This is a genomic window from Streptomyces sp. NPDC051104 (assembly GCF_040682835.1).
Taxonomy (GTDB): domain Bacteria; phylum Actinomycetota; class Actinomycetes; order Streptomycetales; family Streptomycetaceae; genus Streptomyces; species Streptomyces cynarae.
In genome coordinates, this window is record NZ_JBFBBS010000023.1 from 26,132 (window position 1) to 38,218 (window position 12,087).

Sequence of the window (12,087 nt, forward strand, 5' to 3'; positions counted from 1 at the left end):
TCACGCTCATGACAGATCAGTCGGATCCGTCGCGCCATCCGTCGCGACGGGCCATCGTCACCACGGGTACCACCCTGCTGGCCGGATTCGGCCTCAGCTCCGTGCTTCCAGTGACGACTGCCGTTGCCGCACCCGACAGCGCGCCGGTCAACTCCGCCGCCACCCCCGGTGAGCTGGCGCTCTACCGGCCGGTCTCGGTCTCTTCGACTGCCTACGCCGCCACCCCCGGCTCCTTCGTGGTCGACCGCTTCTCCTCTCCCGGTGTCCGGGGCAGCGGCTGGCGTGCCGAGGGCGGCGATCCGCAGTGGATAGCCGTCGACCTGCAGGCGAACTGCGAGGTCACTCAGGTCCGCCTGACCTTCGAGGCGGACGCCTCCGACCCGGTGTACACGCCGCCCACCACCGGCAATGTGCACAGCGGCACCACTGGCAAGGAGATCCAGTCGAGCTTCTCCCTGGTCTTCGTGGTCGAGACATCCGTGGACCACAAGTCCTGGACCACGGTGTACAGCACCACGGCGGGAACCGGTGGCGTCGTGGACATCCAGCTTCCCCGCCCGGTGTCCGCGCGATGGGTGCGCATGACCTCTCAGAAGCGCTCCAGTCCGCTGCCCCTCGGCCTCAACGGCTTCGAGGTGTACGGCACCGCCGAGGGCCACCGCCCCTCGGTCACCGGTTGGACCGACTGGGGCACCCGGCACGGCGAGGCACCGGGGCTCACGGTCGCCGACGACGGGACCGTGCCCGTGGAGTCGGGCTGGCGGCTCACCATGGACGACCGGGCCGGCGCGGACGGTGCCGGTCTGTCGAGGACGTCCGTCGACACCCAGCACCTGGCTGCCCGCGACCGTTCCCGGCACGGTGCTGGGCTCACTCGTGGAGCAGGGCAAGCTGCCCGACCCGGTGGCGGGTTTGAACAACCTGCACATCCCGGAGGCCTTGTCGCGCCACTCCTGGTGGTACAAGCGGGACTTCGCGCTGCCGCGCGGCCTGCGCACCAATGCCGGCCGGCACATCTGGCTGGAGTTCGACGGCGTCAACCACAAGGCCGATGTGTGGCTCAACGGCAAGCAGGTGGGCGACCTGACGTACCCGTTCGCCCGTGCCGCTTTCGACGTCACCCGGCAGCTCACCGAGAGCGGCGAGAACGCGCTCGCGGTGAGGATCACGCCGATGCCGGTCCCCGGCAGCCCCGGTGACAAGGGTCCGCTGGGCGAGTCCTGGGTGGACGCCGGCGCGCAGCAGATGAACCTCAACTCCCCGACGTACCTGGCGTCCTCGGGCTGGGACTGGATGCCGGCTGTGCGCGACCGCGCGGCGGGCATCTGGAACCACGTCCGGCTGAGATCGACCGGACACGTCGTCATCGGCGACCCACGCGTGGACACCCTGCTGCCCGCGCTGCCGGATGTGTCGGTGGCCGAGCTGACCATCGTCATTCCTGTACGCAACGCGGACACCGCCGCGCAGCAGGCGACGGTCACGGCTGCCTTCGACGGGGTGCGGGTGTCGAAGACCGTCACCGTGAAGGCAGGCGAGAGCTTGGACGTCGTCTTCGCCCCGGAGGCCTTCCGGCAGTTGAGGCTGCGCGACCCCGAACTGTGGTGGCCGAACGGTCTGGGCGAGGCCAGTCTTCACGACCTCACCCTCACCGCCTCGGTGGGCGGTCAGGAGAGCGACCGGCGCACCACCCGTTTCGGCATCCGGCAGTTCGGCTACGAGTACGAGGTACCGCTCGCGTTCACCGCGTCCGGCGACGCCTACACGCAGACCGTGACCTTCGACCGGCAGCGGGCCCAGCACGTCCGCATCAGGTGCCTGACCCGGGCCACGTCCTGGGGCTGCTCCCTGTGGAGCGTGTCCGTCGGGGACAGCACCCGGCCGGGCAGCGACCTCGCGCTGCACGCCCACGCCGACGCATCGAGCACCGATCAGGACAGCAACGGCGCGGCCAATGCCACCGACGGTGACGCCGGCACCCGCTGGTCCTCCGCCTACGAGGACGACCAGTGGATCAGCGTCGACCTCGGCTCCGTCCAGTCCTTCGACCGGGTCGACCTCACCTGGGAGCAGGCGTACGCGAAGACCTTCATCATCCAGGTCTCCTCCAACGGCTCGGACTGGACCGACGTGAAGTCGGTGGACAACGGGGCGGTGCCGCTGCCGTTCAACAACGGCAACGCCAGCCTGCAGGTCGAGGACTTCGACCGGCGGACCGCACGCTACGTGCGCCTCAACTGTGGGCTTCGCAATACCAGTTGGGGCAACTCCCTGTGGTCGTTCGGTGTCGTCGACCGCGGTGCCCCCGGCACCGACCTCGCCCTGCACCAGAAGGCCACCGCCTCCACGGAGGAGTCCGACCACCCTGCGTCGCACGCCACCGACGGAGACCCGAACACCCGCTGGTCCTCCGCCTACGAGGACCACCAGTGGATCCAGGTGGACCTCGGATCCTCGCGGACGTTCGACCGCGTCGCCGTCGTCTGGGAGACCGCGTACCCGAAGTCGTACACGATCCAGGTGTCCGACGACGGCGAGAAGTGGACCGACGTCAAGTCCGTGTCGAACACGCCCGACCCGCTGAAGATCAACGTCAACGGTGTGCGCGTGCTGGCTCGCGGCGGCAACTGGGGCTGGGACGAACTGCTGCGCCGGATGCCGGCGGAGCGCATGGACGCGGCGGTGCGCATGCACCGCGACATGAACTTCACCATGATCCGCAACTGGGTCGGCAGCAGCGACCGGGAGGAGTTCTTCGCCGCCTGCGACCGGCACGGCATCCTGGTGTGGAACGACTTCCCCAACGCGTGGGGCATGGACCCGCCGGACCACGAGGCGTTCAACTCGCTCGCCCGCGACACCGTGCTGCGCTACCGCATCCACCCCTGCGTGGTGGTCTGGTGCGGAGCGAACGAGGGCAACCCACCGGCCGCCATCGACAAGGGGATGCGCGAGGCGGTGGAGCAGCAGGTGCCCGGCCTGCTCTACCAGAACAACTCGGCGGGCGGCATCGTCACGGGCGGCGGCCCCTACGGCTGGGTGGAGCCGGAGAAGTACTTCGACCCGATGACCTACGGCAGCCGAGACTTCGGCTTCCACACCGAGATCGGCATGCCCGTCGTCTCCACCGCGGCGAGTACCCGCAACATGACGGGCGACGAGCCGGAGTGGCCCATACGGGGCGCGTGGTACTACCACGACTGGAGCGAGCACGGGAACCAGGCGCCGCAGAACTACAAGGCGGCCGTCGAGGCCCGCCTGGGCGAGTCCGGCGGCCTGGACGACTTCGCCCGCAAGGTGCAGTTCGTCAACTATGAGAACACCCGCGCCATGTTCGAGGCGTGGAACGCCAACCTGTGGGACAACGCCTCCGGTCTGATGCTGTGGATGTCCCACCCGGCCTGGCACAGCACGGTCTGGCAGACGTACGACTACGACTTCGACGTCAACGGCACCTACTACGGCGCCCGTTCGGCCTGTGAGCCGCTGCATGTGCAGGCCGATCCGGTGAAGTGGCAGGTCATCGCGGTGAACCACACCTCGGCCGACCTGCGCGGCGCCACCGTCACCGCCCGGCTCCACGACCTGTCCGGCCGGGAGCTCGGCAAGAGCAGGACGGCCCGGGTGGACGTGGAACGGGCCGCCACCGCTGAGGTGTTCACCGCGGCGTGGACGGCTGGCCTTCCGGACCTGCACCTGCTGCGGCTGACCCTGGAGGACTCCCGGGGCAGGGAGCTGTCACGGAACACCTACTGGCGCTACCGCGAGGTCGCCGCGCTGCGGGCTCTGAACAAGGTGAAGCAGGTGAGGCTGACAGGTGCGATCACCGGGGTGTCGGCCGGGAAGCCCTCCAGTGACCGCCAGGAGCTGACGGCGGTGATCCGCAACCAGGGCTCGGCGGTGGCCGCCATGGTCCGGCTCTCGCTGCTGGAGGACCCGCACGGCCGCCGTGTGCTGCCGACGCTGTACAGCGACAACTACCTGTGGCTGCTGCCCGGCGAGTCCCGGACGGTCCGCCTGTCCTGGCCGACGGGCGCCTGCTCGACACGGCACCCGGTGCTGACGGCGGAGGCGTACAACAGCCCGGTCGCGACGCTGCGCGGCTGAGGCACTCCGTGCCCCCGGCCGCCGCCCGGGCCCGGGGGCACGGAGTCACCCGCCGGGCGGCGGCTGCTCCGTCGTCCGACGGTGGCGCGTCAGTGGTCGACCAGACCGAGTGGGCGCCGGAGCGACTCCTTGCGCTGTGCGGGTCAGCGGTCCCGATCGGGTCGTCCCAGTTCGTAGGGGACCAGGACGTCAGCGATCGTCCGGTTGCGCGGTGTGGGGATCCCGAACTCGCGGCCGAGGGTGACGACACTGCCACTGAGCCAGGGCAGTTCCAGACGGTTCCCCTGCATCAGATCGTTGTGCATCGAGGACGTCATCGCGGCCGGCAGGGTGTCACAGAACGCCAGCCACTCGTCGGCGAACTCCGGATCGAGCCTCACTCCGGCGGCACGGCCAACCCGCACGGCCTCCGCCATCACATCGCGCAGCAGTTCCCGGCAGTGAACGTCGGACCGGATCACCCCTATGGGCTGACGTACGGCGGTGGTCGTCGCCGAGAGCCCTACCAGGAAGACGAACTTTTCCCAGATGACCCGTTCGATGTCCGAGCTGAGTTCTGCCTCGATGCCGGAGGAGACGCACGCGTCGAGGAAGTCGCGGGCGCGAGGGGTGTCCATGTCGTCGTAGGGGCCGAACACCACCTTTTGCATGGCGCCGCGGTGGGAGACGATGCCCGGCTCCTCGATGACGGCGGAGATGTAGCAGACGCCGCCCCACACGGCCTGCGTCGGCAGGTGCCGGCGCAGGACCGCGTCTTTGCGGACTCCGTTCTGCAGGGAGATGACGCGAGTCCCTTCGTCCACGACACCGCCCAGCTGGGCCGCGACGTCCTCGGTGTCCCACAGTTTCACGGCGACGAGCACTACATCGGCGGGTTCCAGTTCCGCGATGGTGGCGACTACCGACGTCGCCGGGACCTTGAGGTCGCCGAGCGGGCTGCGTACCAGCAGTCCGCGTTCCCGTATGGCCTCCAGATGACGGCCCCGGGCGACGAAGGTGACTTCGTGGCCCGCTGCGGCAAGCCGGGCGCCGAAGTAGCCCCCGACACCGCCTGCCCCCACTACGGCTATGCGCATGACGTGTTCCTTTCCGCTACGGGACATGACGTGAATCGGGCTGGGCTCCCGTCCCCGGCAGGACTGCTCACTGCTCGCCGACTGGCGCGGCCGCGCCTCTTGTCGTCGACCTTTCGCGGGTTTGCGGAGCGCGTACCAGGGCTGCGGCCGGGATCAGCGCGGCGCCGGCACCGGCTGCACAGAGGAAGAGGACAGCGTGCGGCAGCCTGCTCTGCACGGCGGTCGCAAGGGATCGGACCCGCGAATCCCGGGTGCCGCGGGCCGTCGGAGCCTGCTGCAGCGCGAAGGCCATGGCCACCATGGACTCCGAGACCGCTCCCCCGCGCGGTGGACCGGAAAAAGCGGAGAGCGGGGCGACGCGTATCCACGGTTCCCCCCTTAGTAACCTCTTGCACGGTTACTATAGCCGCATGGTCGAAGGAGCACAGGACGTCCGACGTACCCGGGTTACGGCACAACTCCGCGAACTGCGCTTCGACGCCGGATCCCTGTCGTTGAACCTCATCGCCACGGTCGGGCGGCGCCCGATCACGCCGGTCGAACGGATGGGCGACATTGACCGGCTCAGGGCCTGGTGCGAGGGGGTACGGCTCGCCGTTCACCCGGACGAAGACTTGGCGGGGCTACTCAAGGCCCTCCATGACCTGCGGGCCTGCGCGTACGACGTCACGGTCGGATACCTCCACCGCCACGCCCCGCGGGAGGAGTCGGTGCGGCTCCTGAACCAACTGGCCCGGGTGCACCCGCCGGCCCCCCGGCTCGAGGTGGACGCCGATGGCCTTCCCGCCGCAGCGAGCAGTCCCGGGCTGTCGGCTCCCGCACTGCTCTCGCTGATCGCCCGAGACCTGATCACGCTGCTCTCGGATCCGATGCGACGACAGACGCTGCGCGAGTGCGACTCCCAAATATGCAGGATGCTCTATCTCGACGCCGCGCAGGGAAGACCCCGGAAATGGTGCTCGATGCAGCGCTGCGGCAACAGCACCAAGGCGGCCAGGCACCGCCGCCACCGCGAGAAGGCCGGTGACCTCCCGCGCCCGCCGGGCAGGCCGACGACACCCTCCGAGCCTTGGAGCGCTGAGCAATGACCAGCAGCCCGCACGATTCCCCCTCCGCATCCGATCCCGCCCCGGACTCCCTCCGGAATTCCGCTCCGGACAACGGTCCTGCCCTCATCAGGGAGGAGTTCGACACCCTCTTCGACACCGTGCGCGCCTGGGGCCGTTGGTCCCCGGAGGACGCCGGCCGCGGCGCGTGGAACCGGGTCACCCCGGAGCACGCCCGGCGGGCCACGGGCTTCGTGCGCACCGGCACCACCGTCGCGATGGCGCTGCCGTGGAACACGGTGCCGGGCCCGGACAACGGCAAGCCGGCCCTGCACTACATGTCCGACCTGGGGGATGTCGAGGCCCCCGAGCCGTCCTGCCACAAGGACTTCATCGCCACCGACTACCACGGCAAGGGCGTCAGCCACCTCGACGCGCTCTCCCACATCGCCTACCGCGGGCAGCTCTACGACGGGCACACCGCCCGGGAGGTCGTCGGCGCCGCCGGCGCCCGCTTCGGGTCGGTCGCGGCCCTCGGCCCCCTGGTCACCAAGGGAGTCCTGCTGGACCTGCCTGCCGTGGTCGGCATCGACTGGCTGGATCCGGGCACGGCTGTCCACGCCGCGGACGTACGCGCCGCCGAGAAGGCTCTCGGGGTGACCGTCGGCGACGGGGACGCGGTCCTGCTGCGTTCCGGTCACTTCCGCCGCCGCGCCGAACTCGGCGCCTGGAACCCCGACGCCGCCAGCGCCGGACTCCACGTGGACGCGATGCCCCTGCTGGCCGAACGCGGGATCGCCCTGCTCGGCGGCGACGGCGCGACAGCGACGTGCGGCCCTCACCCGTCGACGGGCTGCACTCCCCCGTGCACGCCCTCGCCATCACCGCCATGGGCGTCCCCCTGCTGGACAACCTCGATCCCGAAGCGCTCTCCGCTGCCTGCGCGCAGGCCGGTCGCTACGAGTTCCTCCTGCTCGTGGCGCCCCTGAACATCCCCGGTGGCACCGGCTCACCCGTCACCCCGGTGGCGGTGCTGTGATGGCCGGGGACCGCTTCGCCGCCGGAGTCAGCCGCGACTTCCGCGACGCGGAAGGCCGCAACGCCTGGGCGACATCCGGCTCGGCGAGCCGGCCGAGGCACCCGGCGTCGAGTGGCGCTGTCCGCCGCGCACCACCGTCGAACTCGTGACTGCCGAAGGACAGCGCGCCCAGCAGGGTCGGCGCCAGGACAGCCCGCACCGTCCGCCCGGGACCCCACTGCCCACCCTCGGCGACACGGTCGTCCTCGGGCACGCCCGTGCGCAGATCCACGCGGCGTCCCTCGGGGAACCCGTTGCACAGCTCACGCTCTGGCGAAGTCAACTCGTCGTATGAGAGCACTCATGCAGAGTAGTGATCTTCCTTCCCGCTCGCCTTTCCTCCACCGCAGGCGGATCCGAGGGCGGCCCCATGCCGGGGGTCACCAGCTGATCGGTGCTGCGGTCGCGCCCGGGCGACTGCAGCACCGATCAGGTACGACCGTGCGGAACGCGCCCCTGCGGCCGGCCATGGCCTGCCTCGGTGTCTGCCAGGGACCGAGGCACACCGGGTCCTCATGTCTCATGGCACGACAGGCGGACACTACCGGGAGGACTCTGTCCGCGCGGTCCCGTCTCCCGCGTCCACTTCCACGAGCTTCTCGAAGAAGAACTCGTGCTTGAGAAACGACACGTCGTACTCGTGTCCCGGATAGGGCGGGATCAACTGGGCGGCCTGGAACAGCCGCCAGCCGTCCTCCAGGGCATGGACCCCGGACTTGTACGGCGGTTCGTCGCCGTCCCCGGTCGTCGGCGAGGTGCGTGTCGTGCCGTCGTACCGCGACCAGCCCACGGTCTCGGAATCCAGCGCGGAGGTGGCCAGGTAGAGCACCAGGACCTGCTGACGTACGCTCATGCGGCCTCCTCCTCAGGGCGGTTGGAGACCCGGGTCACCCAGTGCTCCAGGTCGAAGGAGTCGTCCCCGGTGAGTGCGCGCCACAGCAGGACGCGGTTGTAGAACTCCAGGCGTGCGGTGGCGTGCTCGTACCAGGGGAAGTGGGCGCTGAGGTTCTCGGTGACACGTGGATCGTCGAGGTCGGAGGTGTCCCACAGGCGCCGCTGCCGCACCGTCGGATTGAAACGGATCTTGAACATGTAGCGCTCCACGTCGCTGTCGTTGCGCCGCCCACCGTGCCAGAGTCCGTGGTGCAAAAACACCACAGTGCCGGCCGGACAGACGAGCCTGGATTGACCACGCAGGTTCTGGTAGCGGCCGGTGTCCGACTCGTTCGTCCGCCGCAGATGACTGCCGGGCACGCTGAGGGTGCCGCCCATGTCGGGCGTCACGTCCTGCGGGTAGTACATCAACTGGACGTCGAAGGCGTCCGTGCGCACATCGATGATCGCGTCTCCGTGAAGCGGCTGAGCCCGCCCTTCATGGGGCTCGCGCACGTGCACGGCGTGGTGGTCGACGCTCGGCCCCGGACCGACGAGGGAGTGCAACGAGCTTGCCACAGCGGGAAGTTCGATCAGGCGCCGGACGAACGATCCGTCCGGATAGGCGTCCTGGACGCTGCTGCCGTAGGGCGCACCGGGGATGCCGTTGCGCAGGACCTCGAGCCCCTCCTCATGTCCGGGGGTACGACGGCGTCGAGGCGCAACGCGCCGTGCGCGACGAAGCGGGCCATCTCGACCGAGCTCAGCAATGGGATGTCTGCCATGCGGCCACCGTAGGGAGCAAGCACCGCTCGGCGCGTGGGCGCGGTTCACCACTACTGGTAATTTTTCACCATGCTCGAGACGGAACTCCAGCTCGGTGAACCGTCCGTCGTGGCGAACGCCGGCGTCGGCGTCCACGGTGTCGTGAGCCGTACCGACGTCTTCCGGCTCCCTGAGCTGTGGCAGCTGCACCTGTACCAGTACGACGCCGAACTCGACGTCGACGGCGCCCCGTACGTCATCCGACCCGACCGCGTGAGTCTCGTACCGCCCGGGGTCACGGTCCGCTACCGCTATCAGGGCCGCTCCGAGCATCTTTACGCACACCTGCGCATCGCGGCCGCCGGACCTTCCCGCACCGTGCCCGTCGTCCAGGACGCCGGCCCCGAACTCTCCGTCCTCGACTCCCTGTTGCGGAAGGCGGTCACCGCCCTCCCCCGCGATCCACAGCGCACCAGAGCCGAGATCTGGACCGCGCTGTGGCGCATCGCCCACCTGGCTCCGACCGCCGAGCGGCCCGGTCCGCACCCGGCGGTCAGCACCGCCATCGCCTACATCGAGTCGCACCTGGCCACGTCGCTCACCGTGCCGGATGTCGCACGGGCCGCGGGGGTCTCGCACAACCACCTGACACGGCTGTTCCGCGCCGCGATCGGCGACACGGTCGTCGGCTACATCCGCAGCCGGAGACTCGACCGCGCCCATCACCTGCTGCGCGCCTCGACTCTCTCCATCTCCGCGGTCGCCGCATCCGTCGGCATCCCCGACCTCCAAGCGTTCAACAAGGCGTGCCGACGCGAGCTCGGAGCCTCTCCGCGTGCCCTACGAGGGTTCGACGCCTGACGTTTGCACCGGCCACCGGCGGGCGGCCCGCTCGGGCGGCTCGGTGGCAGCGGCGGGAGGACCTGGCGGATCTCTGTCACGCCACTTCGAACGAGCTCAGGGAATGGCTGCAGCGTCTGATGACCGGGTGATGCGGTGGTGCTGGATCAAGGAGAGGGCCACGCTGAGTGCCGCGACGCATCCGGCGAGCAGCACCGCCCACAAGCCCGCGAACGTGCAGGCCAGGATCGCGACCGCGGTCAGCGGCAGGACAGCCTGCTGCCGCAGTGACGGCTTGTAGTGGCGTGCGTGCAGGAGCCAGGTGAAGAAGACGAATCCGGCCGTCGGGACGGTGACCGAGGCGGCGGCGCTGGTGGCGCCGACGTGGGCCTGGCCGGCGACCTGCTCGATCGCCACTTCGAGTCCGGCGCCGATGGCGGCGGCCGTGGAGAAGACCAGGTAGTGCCCGTATCCCCACAGGAAAGCACGTCTGCCCGTCCGCAGGTGCTCGTGGATGGGCACGACGAAGTAGATCCAGTAGGCGGCGAACACGATCAGCAGGCCCCCCGCGGCGATCGGAAGCAGCTGCGTCGAACCGCCCCTGTCCAGAGCCCCCTGCACGGCCACCGTCGCGGCGGCGACCGTCTCACCCAGGACGATCAGGGTGAACAGTCCGTAGCGCTCGGCGATGTGGTGGGGATGCCAGGGAGTGGGCCTGTGACGCTCGGCCACCACGGGCACGGCGAGTTCAGCGGCCGCGAGGAGAACGAACACCCACACCTTCACGGCTGTGTGCGGCAGGAACCCGAACGCCACCCAGCCGATCTGCACGAGGACGACGCCGGCGGCGTACCGCAGGGCGGTGATTCGGGCGTCGCCCCGCTCACTGCGGGCCGCTCTGACCCACTGAGTCGTCATGGCCAGCCGCATCACCACGTAGCCGATCACGACGATGGAGTAGTCCGTGCGGTCGAAGGCGCGCGGCACCCCGGCAGCCAGGATGAGGACACCCGCGATCTGCACCAACGTGGTGAGCCGGTAGGGCACGTCGTCCGTGTCGTACGCGGAGGCGAACCAGGTGAAGTTCATCCAGGCCCACCAGACGGCAAAGAAGATCATGGCGTAGCCGGCCACACCCTGCCCGGCGTGGCCCGCCGCCACGGCGTGCACCAGCCTGCCACCGGCCTGCGCGACGGCCACCACGAAACAGAGATCGAACAAGAGCTCCAGCGGTGTCGCGACGCGGTGCGCTTCCGTCGGGTCCCGCCGGACCATCGTCCGCAGCAAGGGCCCGACCGGAACCCTGCCGCCCGACGGGCCGTCGGCGCGCTCACTCACCGCCCGTGCTCCTTCCCGTTCTCCTGTCCACGAGCTGAAGGTCCCCAGCCCGCCGTCGGAGGCAATCCACAGCAGCAGCCAGCCGACAGCTCCGGCTGCTCCCGCCCATCGCCGGGCGTCGACAGCCGTGCGTGCGGCCGGTCGGACATGCTGATGCCGGGCGGCATGGGCCGCCGGTCCGTTCAGGAGCGTCCTACCGGTGCTCGGGGTTTTCGTAGTCGCGGCGGCAGCCCGCGTCCCAGGCGGTGCGCTGGTTGCCATAGGCGGGGATGCCGCCGAGGTCTTTCAGCGCCCGCGCCAGGTGCAGCAGGTTCCAGGTCATGAAGGTCGTGTTGCGATTGGTGAAGTCGTTCTCCGGACCGCCCGAGCCGGGATCGAGGTAGGAGGGACCGGGGCCCGCCTCGCCGATCCAGCCGGCGTCAGCCTGGGGAGGGATGGTGTAGCCCAGGTGCTGCAGGCTGTAGAGGACGTTCATGGCGCAGTGCTTGACGCCGTCCTCATTGCCGGTGATCAGGCAGCCGCCGACTCGCCCGTAGTAGGCGTACTGGCCGGCTTCGTTGAGCAAGCTGGAGCATGCGTAAAGGCGTTCGATCACCTGCTTCATCACGGAGCTGTTGTCACCCAGCCAGATGGGACCGGCCAGGATGAGAATGTCGGCTGCGAGGACCTGCTGGTATAGGTCGGGCCAGACGTCCGTCTCCCAGCCGTGCTCGGTCATGTCGGGCCACACGCCGGTGGCGATGTCCTGATCGATGGCCCGTACGACATCGGTCCGCACGCCCTGCGCTTCCATGATGGCGGTGCTGCGGTCGATGAGGCCCTGGGTGTTGCTGGGCTCCGGCGACCGCTTGAGGGTGCAGTTGATCACCAGGGCCCGCAGATCGTCGTAGCGGGCGGGCGGTGTGTCGGTGGCGGGCGAAGAAGCGGTCACAGGTCCTCCCGGAGTCCTGCCGCCACGCTGTGC

At 69.6% G+C, this 12,087-nt stretch carries 6 protein-coding genes and 4 pseudogenes; 4 read left to right on the forward strand and 6 right to left on the reverse strand.

The features are described 5' to 3' along the window. The first annotated feature begins 8 nt into the window (after positions 1-8). Positions 9-4,107 (forward strand): annotated as a pseudogene (locus AB0N14_RS26490) (discoidin domain-containing protein). A 143-nt stretch (positions 4,108-4,250) separates the two neighbouring features. Here AB0N14_RS26490 and AB0N14_RS26495 read toward each other — a convergent pair. Then, complete coding sequence (locus AB0N14_RS26495) at positions 4,251-5,183, reverse strand: 2-dehydropantoate 2-reductase (protein WP_366028199.1); 933 nt, start codon at positions 5,181-5,183, stop codon at positions 4,251-4,253. 410 nt (positions 5,184-5,593) lie between these two features. Between AB0N14_RS26495 and AB0N14_RS26500 the strand changes: the two genes are divergently transcribed. Next, entirely contained in the window at positions 5,594-6,271 is a 678-nt protein-coding gene (locus AB0N14_RS26500) for a CGNR zinc finger domain-containing protein (RefSeq protein WP_366028200.1), read from the forward strand. After that, a pseudogene (locus AB0N14_RS26505) lies at positions 6,268-7,268 on the forward strand (cyclase family protein). Before AB0N14_RS26500 ends, AB0N14_RS26505 begins: the two are co-directional and overlap by 4 nt. Before the next feature lie 166 nt (positions 7,269-7,434). Here the strand turns inward: AB0N14_RS26505 and AB0N14_RS26510 are convergent. The 3 genes and pseudogenes from AB0N14_RS26510 to AB0N14_RS26520 all read right to left on the reverse strand — a co-directional run. Further along, positions 7,435-7,608 (reverse strand): annotated as a pseudogene (locus tag AB0N14_RS26510) (oxidoreductase); the annotation flags it as partial. A gap of 240 nt (positions 7,609-7,848) precedes the next feature. Then, a complete protein-coding gene (locus AB0N14_RS26515; RefSeq protein WP_366028201.1) occupies positions 7,849-8,160 on the reverse strand; it encodes a hypothetical protein in 312 nt (103 codons plus the stop codon). After that, positions 8,157-8,965: pseudogene (locus AB0N14_RS26520) on the reverse strand (phytanoyl-CoA dioxygenase family protein). Before AB0N14_RS26520 ends, AB0N14_RS26515 begins: the two are co-directional and overlap by 4 nt. Positions 8,966-9,035: 70 nt before the next feature. On the opposite strand from AB0N14_RS26520, the gene AB0N14_RS26525 reads away from it, so the two are divergent. After that, positions 9,036-9,806: an AraC family transcriptional regulator gene (locus AB0N14_RS26525; protein ID WP_366028202.1), complete on the forward strand. Its 771-nt coding sequence runs from the start codon at positions 9,036-9,038 to the stop codon at positions 9,804-9,806. A 96-nt stretch (positions 9,807-9,902) separates the two neighbouring features. Here the strand turns inward: AB0N14_RS26525 and AB0N14_RS26530 are convergent, their stop codons facing one another. Further along, positions 9,903-11,060 carry a low temperature requirement protein A gene (locus AB0N14_RS26530; RefSeq protein WP_366028266.1) on the reverse strand — a complete coding sequence of 386 codons (1,158 nt, stop codon included), beginning with the start codon at positions 11,058-11,060 and terminating at the stop codon, positions 9,903-9,905. 256 nt (positions 11,061-11,316) lie between these two features. After that, positions 11,317-12,054 (reverse strand): flavodoxin family protein, encoded by a 738-nt coding sequence (locus tag AB0N14_RS26535; RefSeq protein ID WP_366028203.1) that lies wholly within the window; start codon positions 12,052-12,054, stop codon positions 11,317-11,319. Positions 12,055-12,087: the final 33 nt, after the last annotated feature.